The sequence below is a fragment of the Pseudomonas sp. 13B_2.1_Bac1 genome (assembly GCF_025466155.1).
Classification (GTDB): Bacteria; Pseudomonadota; Gammaproteobacteria; order Pseudomonadales; family Pseudomonadaceae; genus Aquipseudomonas; species Aquipseudomonas aylmerensis.
Genome location: NZ_JANLOH010000026.1, coordinates 120,904 through 138,755, shown reverse-complemented (window position 1 = coordinate 138,755; position 17,852 = coordinate 120,904). Strand labels below are relative to the sequence as shown.

The 17,852-nt window shown below is 62.9% G+C and carries 16 protein-coding genes; 12 read left to right on the top strand and 4 right to left on the bottom strand.

The window, feature by feature from the left end; genetic code table 11:
* Window positions 1-661, bottom strand: a 661-nt coding sequence (rpiA, locus tag NTD80_RS06270; RefSeq protein WP_262132680.1) for a ribose-5-phosphate isomerase RpiA, incomplete at its 3' end; no start/stop codon positions are given.
* 136 nt (window positions 662-797) lie between these two features.
* On the opposite strand from rpiA, the gene ilvA reads away from it, so the two are divergent.
* Both ilvA and NTD80_RS06260 read left to right on the top strand, forming a co-directional pair.
* Entirely contained in the window at window positions 798-2,312 is a 1,515-nt protein-coding gene (gene ilvA / locus NTD80_RS06265; RefSeq protein ID WP_262132679.1) for a threonine ammonia-lyase, biosynthetic, read from the top strand.
* Window positions 2,313-2,353: 41 nt separating this feature from the next.
* Window positions 2,354-2,767, top strand: a complete 414-nt coding sequence (locus tag NTD80_RS06260; protein ID WP_262132677.1) for a DUF2269 domain-containing protein — start codon at window positions 2,354-2,356, stop codon at window positions 2,765-2,767.
* Between the two features lie 178 nt (window positions 2,768-2,945).
* Here NTD80_RS06260 and NTD80_RS06255 read toward each other — a convergent pair whose 3' ends face one another.
* Window positions 2,946-3,602 (bottom strand): HAD family hydrolase, encoded by a 657-nt coding sequence (locus NTD80_RS06255; protein ID WP_262132675.1) that lies wholly within the window; start codon window positions 3,600-3,602, stop codon window positions 2,946-2,948.
* Window positions 3,603-3,745: 143 nt separating this feature from the next.
* Between NTD80_RS06255 and NTD80_RS06250 the strand changes: the two genes are divergently transcribed.
* Together NTD80_RS06250 and ptsP are read left to right on the top strand one after the other, a co-directional pair.
* Entirely contained in the window at window positions 3,746-4,225 is a 480-nt protein-coding gene (locus NTD80_RS06250; RefSeq protein ID WP_003176750.1) for an RNA pyrophosphohydrolase, read from the top strand.
* Between the two features lie 22 nt (window positions 4,226-4,247).
* Window positions 4,248-6,527 (top strand): phosphoenolpyruvate--protein phosphotransferase, encoded by a 2,280-nt coding sequence (gene ptsP / locus NTD80_RS06245; protein WP_065902236.1) that lies wholly within the window; start codon window positions 4,248-4,250, stop codon window positions 6,525-6,527.
* Window positions 6,528-6,625: 98 nt separating this feature from the next.
* Here the strand turns inward: ptsP and NTD80_RS06240 are convergent, their stop codons facing one another.
* Window positions 6,626-7,372: an NRDE family protein gene (locus tag NTD80_RS06240; RefSeq protein ID WP_262132673.1), complete on the bottom strand. Its 747-nt coding sequence runs from the start codon at window positions 7,370-7,372 to the stop codon at window positions 6,626-6,628.
* A 121-nt stretch (window positions 7,373-7,493) separates the two neighbouring features.
* Between NTD80_RS06240 and NTD80_RS06235 the strand changes: the two genes are divergently transcribed.
* From NTD80_RS06235 to NTD80_RS06225, 3 genes are all read left to right on the top strand, one after another.
* Window positions 7,494-8,276: a sulfite exporter TauE/SafE family protein gene (locus NTD80_RS06235; RefSeq protein ID WP_065902229.1), complete on the top strand. Its 783-nt coding sequence runs from the start codon at window positions 7,494-7,496 to the stop codon at window positions 8,274-8,276.
* Window positions 8,277-8,340: 64 nt separating this feature from the next.
* Window positions 8,341-9,153 carry a prolipoprotein diacylglyceryl transferase gene (gene lgt / locus NTD80_RS06230; protein ID WP_065902226.1) on the top strand — a complete coding sequence of 271 codons (813 nt, stop codon included), beginning with the start codon at window positions 8,341-8,343 and terminating at the stop codon, window positions 9,151-9,153.
* Between the two features lie 51 nt (window positions 9,154-9,204).
* Window positions 9,205-10,038, top strand: a complete 834-nt coding sequence (locus tag NTD80_RS06225) for a thymidylate synthase (protein WP_010207295.1) — start codon at window positions 9,205-9,207, stop codon at window positions 10,036-10,038.
* A gap of 69 nt (window positions 10,039-10,107) precedes the next feature.
* On the opposite strand, the gene cadR is transcribed toward NTD80_RS06225, so the two are convergent.
* Window positions 10,108-10,548, bottom strand: a complete 441-nt coding sequence (cadR, locus tag NTD80_RS06220; protein ID WP_065902224.1) for a Cd(II)/Pb(II)-responsive transcriptional regulator — start codon at window positions 10,546-10,548, stop codon at window positions 10,108-10,110.
* A gap of 84 nt (window positions 10,549-10,632) precedes the next feature.
* On the opposite strand from cadR, the gene NTD80_RS06215 reads away from it, so the two are divergent.
* The 5 genes from NTD80_RS06215 to NTD80_RS06195 all read left to right on the top strand — a co-directional run bounded on the left by NTD80_RS06215 (window position 10,633) and on the right by NTD80_RS06195 (window position 17,841).
* Entirely contained in the window at window positions 10,633-12,897 is a 2,265-nt protein-coding gene (locus NTD80_RS06215) for a heavy metal translocating P-type ATPase (protein ID WP_262132669.1), read from the top strand.
* Between the two features lie 16 nt (window positions 12,898-12,913).
* Window positions 12,914-13,777, top strand: coding sequence for a LysR family transcriptional regulator (locus NTD80_RS06210; protein ID WP_065902221.1), 864 nt, complete (start codon window positions 12,914-12,916; stop codon window positions 13,775-13,777).
* A gap of 249 nt (window positions 13,778-14,026) precedes the next feature.
* Window positions 14,027-15,091 carry a putative 2-aminoethylphosphonate ABC transporter ATP-binding protein gene (locus tag NTD80_RS06205; RefSeq protein WP_201146077.1) on the top strand — a complete coding sequence of 355 codons (1,065 nt, stop codon included), beginning with the start codon at window positions 14,027-14,029 and terminating at the stop codon, window positions 15,089-15,091.
* 1 nt (window position 15,092) lies between these two features.
* The gene (locus tag NTD80_RS06200) at window positions 15,093-16,805 is read left to right on the top strand and encodes a putative 2-aminoethylphosphonate ABC transporter permease subunit (RefSeq protein ID WP_262132666.1); all 1,713 of its coding nucleotides are present in this window, start codon (window positions 15,093-15,095) and stop codon (window positions 16,803-16,805) included.
* A 22-nt stretch (window positions 16,806-16,827) separates the two neighbouring features.
* Window positions 16,828-17,841, top strand: a complete 1,014-nt coding sequence (locus tag NTD80_RS06195; RefSeq protein ID WP_159960711.1) for a putative 2-aminoethylphosphonate ABC transporter substrate-binding protein — start codon at window positions 16,828-16,830, stop codon at window positions 17,839-17,841.
* The last annotated feature ends 11 nt before the right edge of the window (window positions 17,842-17,852 follow it).

Genomic DNA, 17,852 nt, shown 5'->3' with positions numbered 1-17,852 from the left:
GGGTTTTCACTCCTTCCGAAGTACCCAGCAGCAGTACATCGGCTGGACGCGCGGCGAACAGGCCATTGGTGACCACGCCGACGATTGCATTGATCTGCGTCTCCAGCTCCACCGGGTTGGTGATCTGCATGTTGAACACGTCGAGGATGATGTTGCCGTTGTCGGTCAACACGCCTTCGCGGTACACCGGGTCGCCGCCCAGCTTCACCAGCTCGCGGGCCACGTGGCTGCGGGCCATCGGGATCACTTCCACCGGCAGCGGGAACGCGCCGAGTACCGGTACCAGCTTGCTGGCGTCGGCGATGCAGATGAAGGTCTTGGCCACGGCCGCGACGATCTTTTCGCGGGTCAGGGCCGCGCCGCCGCCCTTGATCAGGTTCAGGTGCGCGTCGCTTTCATCGGCGCCGTCGACGTAGAACTCCAGGTCGCTCACGGTGTTGAGCTCGTACACCGGAATGCCATGGCCCTTGAGGCGAGCGGCGGTGGCTTCGGAGCTGGCCACGGCGCCATCGAACGCGCCCTTGTGCTGGGCCAGTGCATCGATGAAGCAGTTGGCAGTGGAACCGGTGCCGACACCGACGATGCTCTTGTCGTCGAGTTTGGGGAGGATTAAATCGACGGCGGCCTGGGCCACTGCCTGTTTGAGTTGATCCTGGGTCATGCGGGCTCCGGAACGGGCGGGGAGTAAAAGAGGGGCGCGAGTATACCCCAACAAACCTTGGGATTCGTGTGGTCTCCCGGCCAAACGCTGGGTTAGACTCCTTGGCCCTGCCCAACCCGCCCAGTGATGCCTGCCGATGCTTGAACAGTACGTCAAAAAGATCCTCACCTCGCGCGTCTACGACGTTGCCGTAGAAACCCCGCTCCAGACCGCCCGCCAGCTTTCCGAGCGCCTTGGCAACAAGGTCTGGCTCAAGCGCGAAGACCTGCAGCCGGTGTTCTCGTTCAAGATTCGCGGCGCCTATAACAAGCTGACGCAACTGACGGCCGAGGAGCGCGCGCGTGGCGTGGTCACCGCGTCGGCGGGCAACCATGCCCAGGGCCTGGCCCTGGCGGCCAAGGTGCTGGGGGTCAAGGCGACTATCGTGATGCCCAAGACCACTCCGGAAATCAAGGTCGAAGGCGTGCGCTCGCGGGGCGGCAAAGTGGTGCTGCACGGTGATTCCTTTCCGGAAGCCCTGGCCTACTCGCTGAAACTGGTCGACGAAAAGGGCTACGTCTACATCCACCCCTACGATGATCCGCACACCATTGCCGGGCAGGGCACCGTGGCGATGGAAATCCTGCGCCAGCACCCAGGGCCGCTGGACGCGATTTTCGTGCCGGTGGGCGGCGGCGGGCTGATCGCCGGCATCGCGGCGTACGTGAAATACCTGCGCCCGGAAATCAAGATCATCGGCGTCGAGCCGGACGACTCCAACTGCCTGCAGGCCGCCATGGCCGCAGGTGAGCGCGTGGTCTTGCCGACTGTGGGCATCTTTGCCGACGGCGTGGCGGTGGCGCAGATCGGCCACCACACCTTCGAAATCTGCAAAGACTATGTGGATGAAGTGATCACCGTCAGCACGGATGAAATCTGCGCGGCGATCAAGGACATCTACGACGACACCCGCTCCATCACCGAGCCGGCGGGCGCGCTGGGCGTGGCGGGGATCAAGAAGTACGTGGAGACCCGTGGCGTTACCGGGCAGACCCTGGTGGCCATCGACTCCGGCGCCAACGTCAACTTCGACCGCCTGCGCCATGTGGCCGAGCGCGCCGAGCTGGGTGAAGGTCGTGAAGCCATCATCGCCGTGACCATTCCCGAGAAGCCGGGCAGCTTCAAGGCGTTCTGCGAGGCTGTGGGCAAGCGCCAGATCACCGAATTCAACTACCGCTACCACTCCGGCAGCGAGGCGCATATCTTCGTTGGCGTGCAGACGCATCCGGAAAACGACCCGCGCAGCGCGCTGATCGCCAGTCTTACCAGCAAAGGCTTCCCGGTGCTGGACCTGACCGAGAACGAACTGGCCAAGTTGCACATTCGCCACATGGTCGGCGGGCATGCGGCCCAGGTCAGTGATGAAGTGGTGCTGCGCTTTGAATTCCCGGAGCGCCCGGGGGCCTTGTTCAACTTTCTTAACAAATTGGGCGGGCGCTGGAACATCTCGATGTTCCACTATCGCAACCACGGCGCAGCAGACGGCCGTGTGGTCGCCGGCCTGCAGGTTCCGGCGGACGAGCGTCACCTGGTGCCGGCAGCGCTTGAAGCGATCGGCTACCCGTACTGGGATGAAAGTGATAACCCGGCCTACAAACTGTTCCTCGGTTGAGCGACTACGCTGATGGGGGCGGCCTTTAAGGAAAACGAGACATGGAAACCCTGACCACCCTGAAAGTTATCCACATCACCGCCACGGTCCTGCTGCTGCTCAGCGGCTTCGGCCTGGCGTTGCTGGCCTGGCGCAAACGCAGTGCCGGCCCGGCGGTGACCGTGCAGCGCCCTTGGGCGTTCGTATGGCTGTTGATGGGGATTTGCCTGCTGAGCATGCCATTCACCGGCTGGTGGCTGGTGCACCTGATCGGCTGGCCACTGGGGCAGACCTGGATCCTGGGCTCCAGCATTCTCTATACCGTGGCGGCGCTGGCCTGGTTCTGGTTGGTGGCACGGCTCAATCGCCTGCGCAGAGGCGAGGGCGGCAGTTTGAATTTCACCCTGGCGCTGGCGGTGGTCAGCCTGGTGGGGTTCGTGGCGATTGCGGGGTTGATGGGGGCCAAGCCGGTCTAGGGCTTCAGGCGGTTACTGTGACAAGTAGGCCTCTTTGTGGTGAGCGGGCTTGCCCCGCGTTGGGCTGCGAAGCAGCCCTAAACTGGCTACCCGGTTTTATCAGGAGAACAGCTGTGCCTGCATCGGGGCCGCTTCGCAGCCCAACGCGGGGCAAGCCCGCTCACCACAGGGGTATCAGTTAGTTGCGCAGGGTGATGACCGGCCAGCCGCGCTTCTCGGCTTCAGCGCGCAGATTCGGATCCGGATCCACTGCCACCGGATGCGTCACTTGCTCGAGCAGCGGCAGGTCATTCATCGAGTCGCTATAGAAGTAGCTGTCTTGCAGGGTGTACCCGGTTTCTTCCAGCCAGCGATTCAGGCGCGTCACCTTGCCTTCGCGAAAGCACGGTACATCGGTGCTGCGCCCGGTGTAGCGGCCGTTTTCCATCTCGCATTCGGTGGCGATCAGGGTTTCCACGCCCAGGCGTGCGGCAATCGGCGCAGTGACGAAGCGGTTGGTGGCGGTAATGATCACCAGCTTGTCACCGGCGGCGCGGTGCCTGGCCAGCAGCTCTATGGCCAGCGGCAGGATGATCGGCTCGATGCAGTCGCGCATATAGTCGTTGTGCCATTCCTGCAGCTGGGCCATCTCGGTACGGCCGAGGATTTCCAGGCAGAAGTTCAGGTAGGCGGCGTTGTCCAGCTTGCCGGCCAGGTAATCCTGGTAGAACTCGTCGTTGCGGGCCTTGTAGGCCACCGGGTCGAGAATCCCGCGCTCGCACAGGTAATCGCCCCAGGCGTGGTCGCTGTCACCGCCGAGAAGGGTGTTGTCCAAGTCGAATAAAGCCAGGCGCATTGCAGTTACTCGCTGAAAAGTCTGTAAAAAGGCGTCCAGAATACGGTCTTTTCACAAGAGTGCACATAAGGTAAGAAGCCTCGTTGCCGCTTCAGCAACCTTTGTGGAACAATGCGGCGACATGCGTTTGCGAGGTTGTTGCCGTGATCGACCCCGATGGTTTCCGTCCTAATGTCGGGATTATTCTTACGAATGATGCCGGACAGGTGCTATGGGCTCGCCGAATCAACCAAGATGCCTGGCAGTTTCCTCAAGGCGGAATCAACCCCGATGAAACCCCTGAAGACGCCTTGTACCGTGAGTTGAATGAAGAAGTCGGCCTTGAGCGCGAAGATGTGCAAATTCTGGCCTGTACCCGTGGCTGGTTGCGCTATCGTTTGCCGCAACGCCTGGTGCGTACCCACAGCCAACCGCTGTGCATCGGCCAGAAGCAGAAATGGTTTCTCCTGCGCCTGATCTCCAACGAGCAGCGGGTGCGGATGGATTTGACCGGTAAACCGGAGTTCGATGGCTGGCGCTGGGTCAGCTATTGGTACCCGTTGGGCCAGGTGGTGACATTCAAGCGCGAGGTTTATCGTCGCGCTCTCAAAGAGCTTGCCCCGCGCCTTTTAGCGCGCGACTGACGACGGAGTTCGACCCCGAGCCATGCTCAATACGCTGCGCAAGATCGTCCAGGAAGTTAACTCCGCCAAGGATCTCAAGGCGGCGTTGGGGATTATTGTGTTGCGCGTCAAGGAAGCCATGGGCAGCCAGGTCTGCTCGGTTTACCTGCTGGACCCCGAGACCAACCGTTTTGTGCTGATGGCCACCGAGGGCTTGAACAAGCGCTCCATCGGCAAGGTCAGCATGGCGCCCAATGAAGGTCTGGTGGGCCTGGTGGGGACGCGTGAAGAACCCCTGAACCTTGAAAACGCCGCCGATCACCCGCGTTATCGCTACTTTGCCGAAACCGGCGAAGAGCGCTACGCCTCGTTCCTCGGCGCACCGATCATTCACCATCGCCGCGTTGTCGGCGTGTTGGTCATCCAGCAAAAAGAACGCCGCCAGTTCGACGAAGGTGAAGAAGCCTTCCTCGTGACCATGAGCGCGCAACTCGCCGGGGTTATTGCCCACGCCGAGGCCACCGGCTCGATTCGCGGCCTGGGGCGCCAGGGCAAGGGCATCCAGGAAGCCAAGTTCGTCGGCGTGCCGGGTTCGCCGGGTGCGGCGGTCGGTACCGCGGTGGTCATGCTGCCGCCGGCCGACCTCGATGTGGTGCCGGACAAGACCGTCGATGACATCGACGCTGAAATCAAACTGTTCAAGACTGCCCTGGAAGGCGTGCGCGCCGACATGCGCAACCTGTCGACCAAGCTGGCCACGCAGTTGCGCCCTGAAGAACGCGCGCTGTTCGATGTGTACCAGATGATGCTCGACGACGCGTCCCTGGGTAACGAAGTCAAGACCGTGATCAAGACCGGTCAGTGGGCCCAGGGCGCGCTGCGCCAGGTGGTCACCGATCACGTCAACCGTTTCGAATTGATGGACGACGCCTACCTGCGCGAACGGGCCTCGGATGTGCGTGACCTCGGTCGCCGTCTGCTGGCCTACCTGCAGGAAGACCGCACCACCAACCTGGTCTACCCCGACAACACCATCCTGATCAGTGAAGAACTGACCGCGACCATGCTCGGCGAAGTGCCGGAAGGCAAGTTGGTGGGCCTGGTCTCGGTACTGGGTTCGGGTAACTCCCACGTCGCGATCCTGGCCCGGGCCATGGGTATCCCGACGGTGATGGGCCTGGTGGACCTGCCGTATTCCAAGGTCGACGGCATCGACATGATCGTCGATGGCCATCGCGGTGAAGTCTTCACCAACCCCAGCGAAGTGCTGCGCAAGCAATACGCCGAGGTGGTCGAGGAAGAGAAACAACTGGCGCTGGGCCTCGACTCGTTGCGCGAGTTGCCGTGCGTGACCCTCGATGGCCATCGCGTGCCGCTGCTGGTCAACACCGGCCTGCTCGCCGATGTGGCCCGTGCGCAGCAGCGCGGTGCTGAAGGGGTGGGGCTGTACCGCACCGAAGTGCCGTTCATGATCAACCAGCGTTTCCCGAGTGAGAAGGAGCAGCTGGCGATTTATCGCGAGCAACTGTCCGCCTTCCACCCGTTACCGGTGACGATGCGCAGCCTGGACATCGGCGGCGACAAGTCACTGTCGTATTTCCCGATCAAGGAAGACAACCCCTTCCTCGGCTGGCGCGGTATCCGCGTCACCCTCGACCATCCTGAAATCTTCCTGGTGCAGACCCGCGCCATGCTCAAGGCCAGCGAGGGCCTGAACAACCTGCGCATTCTGCTGCCGATGATCTCCGGCACCCATGAGCTGGAAGAGGCCCTGCACCTGATCCACCGTGCCTGGGGCGAAGTGCGCGACGAAGGCGCCGACGTGCCGATGCCGCCGATCGGCGTGATGATCGAGATTCCGGCAGCGGTGTACCAGGCCAAGGAGCTGGCGCGCCAGGTGGACTTCCTGTCGGTGGGCTCCAATGACCTGACCCAATACCTGCTGGCCGTAGACCGTAACAACCCACGGGTGGCCGACCTCTACGACTACCTGCACCCGGCGGTGCTGCAAGCCCTGCAGCACGTGGTGCGCGACGCCCATGCCGAAGGCAAGCCGGTGAGTATCTGCGGTGAAATGGCCGGCGATCCGGCGGCGGCGGTGCTGTTGATGGCGATGGGCTTTGACAGCCTGTCGATGAACGCCACCAACCTGCCGAAGGTGAAGTGGATGCTGCGCCAGGTCGAACTGAGCATGGCCAAGGACCTGCTGGCGGAGTTGATGACCATCGACAACCCGCAAGTTATCCACAGCTCGCTGCAGTTGGCGCTGAAGAACCTGGGGCTGACGCGGATGATCAACCCGGCTTCTGCCAAGACCCTCTAGACCGAAGTGAGGCCATCGCTGGCAAGCCAGCTCCTACCGTTGGAATGCATTCCCCTGTAGGAGCCGGCTTGCCGGCGATGGCGCCAATCCAGGCGCCGTCAAATACTCAGTTCCACCTCGCCCAACCGCCCCCCGTGCGGGCCGAAACTGCGCTCCACCATCCGCCGCGTGCCGTCGGCATTCACAATCAACGCCGTACTCGCCCTTGTCCCGTAGCTGGGACTCGCAATAAACACGCTCGACAACAGGCTCTCGGTCGCCAGCCCCACGCCGGTATCCGGCAAGTCGGCAAACGGCGCGGTCTGCGGGTCGCTCAAGATTGCCAGCAAGGCCTCCGGCTGCGGATCGTCCAGCAACTTGCTCAGTGCTGCCTTGGCCTTGAGCAACTTGGGCCACGGCGTGTCCAGTCCTGCGTTGGATAATCCATAAATCCCAGCCTTCAACTGCGTCGGCTCGGTGTGGTTGGCGTTGTAATGCCACAACGCATCCCGCGTGCCCACCAGCAGGTTGAACCCGGCATATTCAATCGAACGTCCGTTAACGTCGGCGAGATATTGGTCAATCGGCAGCGATCCGCTGAGAAAACGTGAGACCAGTTCACCGCGCGACTTGCGTGCCGGCGGCTGATGCGGGTCGCGGATATTGGTCAGGGCGGCAAACCGCCCCTCGGCATTGACCCCCAGCCAGGTGCCACCCGCTTCCTGGTCGCGGCCGGCGTAGACAGCGGGCGCATCCGGCCACTGGGCCAGCGGCAGGCTGGGGCGGGCGTAGAACTCATCGCGGTTGGCCGCGACGATCAGCGGTTGGGCGTGGCCCGGCCGCCAGGCGAAAACAATCAGGCACATCAGGCGATTCCCTTTTGTGTTTTTAGCCACTCTACCCATACAGGCAGCGGCGTTCCATCGTATCCAGTTGGGTCGTATGCCTTCCATCCGTTAACATGCCGGACTTGGTTTGGGGGCTCCCATGGAATTTCTCCTGTATTTGCTACTCGGCGCCTGTGCGGGCGTGCTCGCCGGGCTGTTTGGCGTGGGCGGCGGGATCATCATCGTGCCGGTGCTGGTGTTCAGCTTCACCTTGCAGGGCTTCGACCCGCAGGTGCTGACTCACCTGGCCGTGGGCACGTCCCTGGCGACGATTATCTTCACCTCGGTGAATGCAGTGCGTGAGCACCACCGACGTGGCGCGGTGCGTTGGCCGATCTTCCTATGGATGACCTTGGGCATCCTGATCGGCGCCGGTTTTGGTGCGCTGACCGCCGAGGCGATTTCCGGCCCGCATCTGCAGAAGATCATTGGGGTGTTTGCCCTGCTGGTGGCCGTGCAACTGGCCCTCGAGGTCAAGCCCAAGGCCAGCCGCACGGTGCCGGGCAAGGTCGGCCTGACCGTAGCCGGCTCGGTGATCGGCTGGGCCTCGGCGATTTTCGGGATTGGCGGCGGCTCGCTGACCGTGCCGTTCTTGACCTGGCGCAGCGTGCCGATGCAGCAGGCGGTGGCCACTTCATCGGCCTGTGGCCTGCCGATTGCCGTGGCCAGTGCATTAAGTTTCATGATTCTGGGCTGGCATGACCCGCTGTTGCCCGCTCATAGTCTAGGGTTCGTGTATTTGCCGGCGCTGCTGGGCATCGCCCTGACCAGCATGGTGTTCGCCCGCTTCGGCGCACGCCTGGCACACCGGTTGTCGCCGCGTTTGCTCAAGCGGCTGTTCGCCGGATTGCTGTTTTGCGTCGGTTTAAACTTTTTGTTGTAACGCAGGCTTAATCGCGCACGGGCATGGTCCGGTCGCACTATCGAATGATTAACGAGGAGTCGCAATGCTGCCTTACCCGCAGATCGACCCGGTGGCCCTGGCCATCGGTCCGCTGAAAATCCACTGGTACGGGTTGATGTACCTGATCGGCATCGGCGGGGCGTGGCTGCTGGCCTCCCGCCGCCTGAACCGTTTCGACCCGACCTGGACCAAGGAGAAACTCTCCGACATGGTGTTCTGGCTGTCGATGGGCGTCATCGTCGGCGGGCGACTGGGGTATGTGCTGTTCTACGATCTGTCGGCGTACATCGCCAACCCGACGCTGATCTTTGAAGTGTGGAAGGGCGGCATGGCGTTCCACGGTGGGTTCATCGGTGTGATGATCGCCGCCTGGTGGTTCGGCCGTCGCAATGGCAAGTCCTTCTTCCAGCTGATGGACTTCGTCGCGCCGATGGTGCCGATCGGCCTGGGCGCCGGGCGGATTGGCAACTTCATCAATGCCGAGCTGTGGGGCAAGCCGACCGACGTGCCGTGGGCCATGGTGTTCCCACCGTTCAGCGACCCGGCGCAACTGCCGCGCCATCCGTCGCAGCTGTACCAGTTCGCCCTGGAAGGTGTGGCACTGTTCCTCATTCTGTACATCTTCTCGCGCAAGCCACGGCCAACCATGGCAGTGTCGGGGATGTTCGCGCTGTTCTATGGGATCTTCCGTTTCATCGTCGAGTTCGTGCGCGTGCCGGATGCGCAGCTGGGCTACCTGGCGTGGGGCTGGGTGACCATGGGCCAGATCCTCAGCCTGCCGATGATCCTCGGCGGCCTGGGCCTGTTGTGGTGGGCCTACAACCGTCCACAGCCGATCAAGAACACCGCGCTTTAAATTCGAACGCCGAGGCCAGGAGGTCTCGGCTTCAACGATACGGGTAAACACATGAAGCAATATCTCGAACTACTGAACGACGTCGTGACCAATGGCCTGACCAAGGGCGATCGCACCGGCACCGGCACCAAGGCCGTGTTCGCCCGTCAGTATCGGCATAACTTGGCCGACGGCTTCCCGCTGCTGACCACCAAGAAGCTTCACTTCAAAAGCATCGCCAACGAATTGATCTGGATGTTGAGCGGCAACACCAACATCAAGTGGCTGAACGAAAACGGCGTGCGTATCTGGGACGAATGGGCCACCGAAGACGGCGACCTGGGCCCGGTGTACGGCGAGCAGTGGACCGCCTGGCCGACCAAGGACGGCGGCACGATCAACCAGATCGACTACATGGTCCACACGCTCAAGACCAACCCCAACAGCCGCCGCATCCTGTTCCACGGTTGGAACGTCGAGTACCTGCCCGACGAAACCAAGAGCCCGCAGGAAAACGCGCGCAACGGCAAGCAAGCCCTGCCGCCTTGCCACTTGCTGTACCAGGCCTTCGTGCATGACGGTCATCTGTCGATGCAGCTGTATATCCGCAGCTCCGACGTGTTCCTCGGCCTGCCGTACAACACTGCCGCACTGGCGTTGCTGACCCATATGCTGGCCCAGCAGTGCGACCTGATCCCGCACGAGATCATCGTCACCACCGGCGATACCCATGCCTACAGCAACCACATGGAGCAGATCCGCACCCAGCTGGCGCGCACGCCGAAGAAGCTGCCGGAGCTGGTGATCAAGCGTAAGCCTGCGTCGATCTACGACTATAAGTTCGAGGACTTCGAGATCGTGGGCTACGACGCTGATCCGAGCATCAAGGCTGACGTCGCCATCTAAAAATTGCCTTGGTCTGAACTGTGGGAGCTGGCTTGCCTGCTCCCACATTGGGTTCTGTGTTCGCTTGAGTTAATGCCCGTGGCTTCTGCCCACATGTGAAGGCTCGGCCTCGCTGGCCAGCACGCTTCCGCTGACCTCCAGCCGCTGCAATATCCCGCATTCTGGCCCGCCGCCACAGCGCTGGCGCAGGTCCAGCAGTTGTTCCTGCAGCGCCAACAGCCCGTCGATCCGCGCTTTCACGTGGTGGATATGCTCGTCGATCAACGCATTCACGCTTTCGCACTGGTCCTGTGGGCTGTCGCGCAGCCCCAGCAGGCTGCGGATTTCCTCGAGGGTCATGTCGAGGCTGCGGCAGTTGCGGATAAAGACCAGCCGCTCGCTGTGTGCCTGGGTGTACACGCGGTAGTTGGCCTCGGTGCGCGCCGGCGGCGGCAGCAGGCCTTCCTTCTCGTAATAACGGATGGTTTCCACCGGGCAGTCGGTCAGTTTGGCCAGTTCGCCGATCTTCATCGCAGCAATCTCCAAATGGGTGCTTGACCCTATAGTGGCTACAGGGTCTTTACTTGGCAACAGGCACCTTACGGACGCGACCTGATGAGCGACTCCCTTCACACCCCGCATAAGCACGACCACAAGCATGACCATGACCACGATCATGGCCCGAAGAAACTCACCCCCGTGCATGACCACGGCCACGGCGGTTCCTGCTGCTCCGGCGCGCCCGCGCCTGCGCTGGTGCAACTGAGCGAGGCACCGACTGCCGGTTCGCGCCTGAGTACCTTCCGCATCGAAGCCATGGACTGCCCCACCGAGCAGACGCTGATCCAGAACAAACTGGGCAAGCTCGCCGGCGTGCAGCAGCTGGAATTCAACCTCATCAACCGGATCCTTGGCGTCACCCACGATCTGCCGAGCACCACGCCGATCATCGACGCCATCAAATCCATCGGCATGCAGGCCGAACCCATCGAAGAAGGAGCCCCGGCCGCAGCGCCGCCGGCCAAGAAACATTGGTGGCCGCTGGCGGTGTCCGGCGTCGGCGCGCTGGCCGCCGAAGTGCTGCACTTCACCCATGCCGCGCCGACCTGGGTGATTGCCGTGGTGGCGCTGGTCTCGATCCTCAGCGGCGGCCTGACCACCTATAAAAAGGGCTGGATTGCCCTGAAAAACCTCAACTTGAACATCAACGCCTTGATGAGCATCGCTGTGACCGGTGCGGTGTTGATTGGCCAGTGGCCAGAAGCGGCGATGGTGATGTTCCTGTTCACCGTGGCCGAGTTGATCGAAGCCAAGTCCCTGGACCGTGCGCGCAACGCCATCAGTGGCTTGATGCAAATGACTCCGGAACAGGCCACCGTGCAACAGGCCGATGGCAGCTGGCTGGAACTAGAGGTTAAAAGTATCGATCTTGGCGCGATCGTGCGGGTCAAGCCCGGCGAGCGCATCGGCCTCGACGGTGAAGTCACCGCTGGCCAATCCACCATCGACCAAGCGCCAATCACCGGTGAAAGCCTGCCGATTGAAAAGACCGTGGGCGACAAAGTGTTCGCCGGCACCATCAACCAGGCCGGTTCGCTGGAGTACAAGGTCACCGCAGCGGCCAATCAATCCACGCTGGCGCGGATCATCCACGCGGTGGAACAGGCCCAGGGCGCACGCGCGCCGACCCAGCGGTTTGTCGACAGCTTCTCGAAGGTCTACACCCCGGCGGTGTTCCTGTTTGCCCTGGGCGTGGCGCTGATCCCGCCGCTGTTCATGGCCGGCGCCTGGTTCGACTGGATCTACCGCGCCCTGGTGCTGCTGGTCGTGGCGTGCCCTTGTGCGCTGGTGATCTCCACCCCGGTGACGATCGTCAGTGGCCTGGCGGCAGCGGCGCGCAAAGGTATCCTGATCAAGGGCGGCGTGTACCTGGAGGGCGGTTACAAACTTGACTACCTGGCCCTCGACAAGACCGGCACGATCACCCACGGCAAGCCGGTGCAAACCGATTACCTGGCGCTGTTCCCTAACGTCGAGGACAGTGCCCCGGCGCTGGCCGCCAGTTTGGCCGGGCGTTCCGACCACCCGGTGTCGCTGGCGATTGCCAACGCGGCGGTGGATAAAAACCTGCCGAGCCACCCTGTGGATAACTTCGAGGCCCTGGCCGGCCGTGGGGTGCGCGGCGATATCAATGGCCAGACCTACCACTTGGGCAACCACCGCCTGGTCGAAGACCTGGGCCTGTGCTCGCCGGAACTGGAAGAAAAACTGTTCGCCCTGGAAAAACAAGGCAAGTCCGTGGTGCTGCTGCTCGACAAATCCGGCCCGCTGGCGCTGTTCGCCGTGGCCGACACGGTCAAGGACAGTAGCCGTGAAGCCATCCAGCAACTGCACGCGCTGGGCATCAAGACCCTGATGCTTACCGGCGACAACACCCACACCGCCCAGGCCATCGCGGCCCAGGTCGGCATCGATCAGGCCCAGGGCGACCTGCTGCCCACCGATAAGCTGCAAGCCATCGAAACCCTGTATGGCCAGGGTCATCGGGTCGGCATGGTCGGTGATGGCATCAACGACGCCCCGGCCCTGGCGCGCGCCGAGATCGGTTTTGCCATGGCCGCAGCGGGCACCGACACCGCCATCGAGACCGCCGACGTGGCGTTGATGGACGATGATTTGCGCAAGATTCCGGCTTTCATTCGGCTCTCCCGGCAAACGTCGAGTATCCTCAGGCAGAACATCACCCTGGCGCTGGTGATCAAGGCGATCTTCCTGGTGGTCACCTTCCTGGGGCTGGCCACCATGTGGATGGCGGTGTTCGCCGACATGGGCGTGGCCCTGCTGGTGGTGTTCAATGGCCTGCGCCTGTTGCGCAAATAGACGATGAGAGGGTGGTGTGCTGAGTGCCGAGTTGAAGGCGTTTTTCATGGTCGCCCGCCTGGGCAGCATTACCCAGGCGGCGAAAAAACTCGGCCTGAGCCAGCCCACGGTCACCACCCAGATTCGTAACCTGGAAAGCCAGTACGGCGTCGAGCTGTTCTATCGCGGCGGGCGCCGCCTCACTGTCAGCGACGAGGGCGCGCGCTTGCTGCCGATGGTCAAGGCGTTGTTGCAGCAGGAAGCCGACATCGAGTTTTTCCTGCGCAACAGCGGCCAGGTCCAAGGCGCGCTGAGGATTGCCGCCACCGCGCCGTACTACATTCTCGACCTGGTCAAAGCCTTTCGCGAACGCCTGCCTCAGGTGGAGGTGTCAGTGGAAATCGGCAACTCCCAGCAAGTGCTCGAAGCGCTCGACGATTACCGCGTCGATGTCGCCGCCTCCTCGCAACTGCTGGAAGACCCGCGCCTGATCCGCCGCGTGTTGGGCACCGACCCACTGGTGCTGGCGGTGCATCGCAACCATCCGCTGGCCAAGCTTGATCATGTGCCGCTGACGGCGTTGGCCGGGCACACCTTGTTGATGCGCGAAGCGGGCTCGACCACGCGGCGGCTGACCGAAGAGATGCTGCAAGGCGCGGGCGTGAGTTACGGGCCATTGCTGGAAATCGGCAGCCGGGAGTCGATCCGCGAGGCGGTGCTGCGCAATATTGGTATCAGCATCATCGCCCGCCAGGAAGTGCCCCATGACCCGCAGCTGCGGGTGCTGACTATCGAGAATGCGCCGCAGATCCCGGAGTATTTGTACTGCCTCAAGGAAAGAAAATCGGCTCGCCTGCCGGCGGCGTTTCTGGGGTTGGCGCAGGAAATGTCGCCGCTCTGAGTTTTTGGGTGGGGTTGACGGGCCTCTTCGCGGGCAAGCCCGCTCCCACGCTTGACCGAGTTCCAACATGCGAATGCGGTCCAAATGTGGGAGCGGGCTTGCCCGCGAAAGCGCTACACCCGGCGACGCATTTCTATGAGGCCTACCCAAATCCACCAATACCACTATCACTCCCTTTTGCCTTTCTGCCACACGAGGGACGCATTGGCTGCCTAGCATGGCCTTCATCCGTTTGATGAGGTGCCTTGCATGAACACAGCCCTGACCCAACCCGGCGCACCGATGAAGGTGCGCGGTATCCAGAAACGCTTCGGCGCCTTTACCGCGCTGGACAACGTGTCCCTGGACGTCGCCGCCGGCGAGCTGGTGTGCCTGCTGGGCCCGTCCGGCTGTGGCAAGACGACCTTGCTGCGCTGCATCGCCGGCCTGGAACGCCAGGACAGCGGTGAACTTTACCTGGGCAGCCGCGACGTTTCCCTGCTGCCACCCCAGGCGCGGGACTACGGCATTCTGTTCCAGTCCTACGCGTTGTTCCCCAACCTGACCGTCGAAGCGAATATCGGCTACGGCCTCACCGGCAGTGGTCGCGATGAAGTGCGCAAGCGCGTCGGCCAGATGCTCGAATTGGTCGGCCTGGTCGGCAGTGAAAAAAAGTACCCCGGCCAACTCTCCGGCGGTCAACAGCAACGCGTCGCCCTGGCCCGTGCGCTGGCGCCCGCGCCGTCGCTGCTGCTGCTGGACGAGCCGATGTCGGCCCTCGACGCCCGTGTGCGCGAGCATTTGTGCACCGAGTTGCGTCAGCTGCAACGGCGCCTGGGCATCACCACGCTGATGGTCACCCACAACCAGGACGAAGCCATGCTGATGGCCGACCGCATCGCCGTGATGAACAACGGCAAGGTCGAGCAGTACGCCACGCCGCAGGAAATCTACGACCGCCCGGCCACGCCGTTTGTGGCGGAGTTTGTCGGCCAGGGCAACTGGCTGCCCTTCAGCCGCAACAGTGCCAGCCATGCCCAAGTGGGCGGGATGAACATGCGCCTGGCCGATGATGCCGGCGTGGCCCGCTCCGGCCGTTTGTTCTGCCGCCCGGAAGCGATCAGCGTGAATCCGCCGGTGCATGAAGAAAACCTGTTCCCGGCCAAAGTGCGCGAGATCACCTTCCTCGGCAATCGCTGCCGCATGAGCTTTGAGCTGGAGCAGCTGCCCGGTCATCCGCTGCTCGCCGAACTCGCCCCGGAAGCCATGCCGCGCCTGGGCGCCCAGGACATCTGGGTGGCGTTGCCGCCCCGCAGCCTGCAGGTGTTTGCCTGAGATGGCGGCCGTGATGACTCTGCCCACCGCGCGACAGGTGTCCCACGCCGAACGGGGCGACCGCATTTTCGTGGTCGGCGGCAAACTGGTGTGGCTGTTGCTGCTGGGCATCGCCGTGTTGCTGCCGTTGATGGCGATCTTCTGGCGCGGCTTCAGCAGCGAGGCCGGGCAGGGCGGTGGCCTGGTCGCGGCGCGAGAATTGGTCACCAGCGATAACTTCCACTGGCTGCTGGGCAATAGCCTGAAGGTGTCCCTCAGCGTGGCGGCCATTGTCGTACCGCTGGCCTACCTGTTTGCCTACGCGCTGCAACGCACCTTGATTCCCGGCAAGGCTATTTGGCGTGGCCTGTCGTTGCTGCCGTTGATGGCGCCGTCGATGCTGCCGGGCATTGCGCTGGTCTATCTGTTCGGCAACCAGGGCATGCTGCGCGGGATGCTCTCGGACAATATCTACGGCTTCTGGGGCATTGTGCTCGGTGAGGTGATCTACACCTTCCCACACGCCTTGATGATCCTGCTGTCAGCGCTTTCCCTGGCGGACGCGCGACTGTTCGATGCGGCCTCAAGCATGGGCGCCAGCCCGGCACGAGCGTTTCGCAGTATCACCTGGCCGGCCACGCGCCAGGCGGTGTTCGCCGCGTTCTGCCTGGTGTTCACCCTGACCATCACCGACTTCGGCGTGCCCGTGGTGGTCGGTGGCGATTACCAGGTGCTGGCGCTGGAGGCCTACAAGGCGGTAGTCGGCCAGCAGCAATTCGGTCGCGGTGCATTGATCGGCATGGTGTTGCTGCTGCCGGCGCTGTTCAGCTTTGGCGTGGATGCCTGGTTGCGCCGTCGTCATGGCGATTCTATGAGCGGCCGCGCCCAGGTCTTCCGGCCGGCGCCGTCGCGCACCAGAGACGGCTGCTACCTGGCCATCGTGCTGCTGATCTGCGCGGTGTTGCTGCTGGTGTTCGGCATGGCGGTGTATTCGTCGCTGGTGAAGTTCTGGCCGTACAACCTGTCGCTGTCGCTCAACCACTACCAGTTCGAAGACACGGCCGGCGGCGGCTGGCTGGCCTATCGCAACAGCCTGACGATGGCCCTGTGCACCGCGTTGATCGGCAGCGTGCTGATTTTTACCGGCGCCTACCTGATGGAAAAGACCAAGGGCCAGAAAGGCCTGAACCTGGCGCTGCGCATGCTCAGCTTCGTGCCGATGGCCGTGCCGGGGCTGGTGCTGGGCCTGGGCTACGTGTTCTTTTTCAATCTCAACGGCAACCCGTTGCATGTGTTCTACGGGACCATGACGTTGCTGGTGGTGTGCACCATTGCTCACTATTTGACCACTGCACAGATGACCGCCACCACCGCGCTGCGCCAGCTCGACGCCGAGTTCGAAGCGGCCGCGCTGTCGCTCAAGGCGCCGCTGTACCGCCACTACCTGCGCGTGACGGTGCCGATCTGCCTGCCGGCGCTGCTGGACATCGTGCGTTACCTGTTTGTGTCGGCGATGACCACCGTGTCGGCCGCGATCTTCCTCTACAGCCCCGACACCATCCTCGCCGCCGTCGCCGTGTTGAACATGGACGACGCCGGCAACGTGGGCGGCGCCGCTGCCATGTCGACCCTGATCCTGTTCACCTCGGCCGGCGTCTCGCTGCTGCTGGCGTGGGCTTCACGTGGCGCGCTGCGCCGCTCCCAAGCCTGGCGCCAGAGCGCGCCCGGCCAATAAAACATCCTGAAGGAGGTGCTCCATGTTCAAGCCCCTGGCGCTGGTCGCTGCCGTACTCACTGCATTCAGCCTGAATGCCTTCGCCAAGACCGAGCTGACCGTGTACACGGCCCTCGAAGCCGAGCAGTTGAAGACCTATAAGCAGGCGTTCGAAAAGGCCAACCCCGACGTCGAAATCAAATGGGTGCGCGACTCCACCGGCATCATCACGGCCAAGCTGCTGGCCGAGAAAGATCGCCCGCAAGCCGACGTAGTGTGGGGCCTGGCGGCCTCCAGCCTGGCGATCCTCGACCAGCAGGGCATGCTGGACAACTACGCGCCGAAGGACCTGGACAAGATCGGCAAGAATTACCGCGACGCTGCCAACCCGCCCGCCTGGGTCGGCATGGACGTGTGGGCCGCGACCATCTGCTTCAACACCGTCGAGGCCGAGAAGCAGGGGCTGACCAAGCCGGTGAGCTGGCAGGACCTGACCAAGCCCGAGTACAAGGGCAAGATCGTCATGCCTAACCCGGCGTCGTCCGGCACCGGCTTCCTGGATGTGAGCGCCTGGCTGCAGACCTTCGGCGAGAAGCAGGGCTGGCAGTACATGGACGACCTGCACCAGAACATTGGCCAGTACGTTCACTCCGGTTCCAAGCCGTGCAAGCTGGCGGCATCGGGCGAGTTCCCGATCGGCATTTCCTTCGAATACCCCGCCGTGCAGTTGAAGCGCCAGGGCGCGCCGCTGGACATTATCCTGCCGAAAGAAGGCCTGGGCTGGGACATTGAAGCCACGGCGGTGATCAAGGGCACTGCCCACGCCGACGCGGCTAAAAAGCTCGCCGACTTCTCCGCCAGTGCAGCGGCGATGGACCTGTACAAGGACAACTTCGCGGTGCTCGCCCAGCCGGGTATTGCCAAGCCGCAGACCGAATTGCCGGCCGACTACGAGCAGCGCCTGATCAAGAACGACTTCGCCTGGGCGTCGAAAAACCGCGACAGCATCCTGACCGAATGGCGCAAGCGCTATGACGGCAAGTCGGAAAAACAATAACCCTGATCATT

Coding starts and splice junctions, on each gene's coding strand:
- ilvA (WP_262132679.1), top strand. CDS start 798: ATGCTTGAACAGTACGTCAAAAAGATCCTCACCTCGCGCGTCTACGAC.
- NTD80_RS06260 (WP_262132677.1), top strand. CDS start 2,354: ATGGAAACCCTGACCACCCTGAAAGTTATCCACATCACCGCCACGGTC.
- NTD80_RS06255 (WP_262132675.1), bottom strand. CDS start 3,602: ATGCGCCTGGCTTTATTCGACTTGGACAACACCCTTCTCGGCGGTGAC.
- ptsP (WP_065902236.1), top strand. CDS start 4,248: ATGCTCAATACGCTGCGCAAGATCGTCCAGGAAGTTAACTCCGCCAAG.
- NTD80_RS06240 (WP_262132673.1), bottom strand. CDS start 7,372: ATGTGCCTGATTGTTTTCGCCTGGCGGCCGGGCCACGCCCAACCGCTG.
- NTD80_RS06235 (WP_065902229.1), top strand. CDS start 7,494: ATGGAATTTCTCCTGTATTTGCTACTCGGCGCCTGTGCGGGCGTGCTC.
- lgt (WP_065902226.1), top strand. CDS start 8,341: ATGCTGCCTTACCCGCAGATCGACCCGGTGGCCCTGGCCATCGGTCCG.
- NTD80_RS06225 (WP_010207295.1), top strand. CDS start 9,205: ATGAAGCAATATCTCGAACTACTGAACGACGTCGTGACCAATGGCCTG.
- cadR (WP_065902224.1), bottom strand. CDS start 10,548: ATGAAGATCGGCGAACTGGCCAAACTGACCGACTGCCCGGTGGAAACC.
- NTD80_RS06215 (WP_262132669.1), top strand. CDS start 10,633: ATGAGCGACTCCCTTCACACCCCGCATAAGCACGACCACAAGCATGAC.
- NTD80_RS06205 (WP_201146077.1), top strand. CDS start 14,027: ATGAACACAGCCCTGACCCAACCCGGCGCACCGATGAAGGTGCGCGGT.
- NTD80_RS06200 (WP_262132666.1), top strand. CDS start 15,093: ATGGCGGCCGTGATGACTCTGCCCACCGCGCGACAGGTGTCCCACGCC.
- NTD80_RS06195 (WP_159960711.1), top strand. CDS start 16,828: ATGTTCAAGCCCCTGGCGCTGGTCGCTGCCGTACTCACTGCATTCAGC.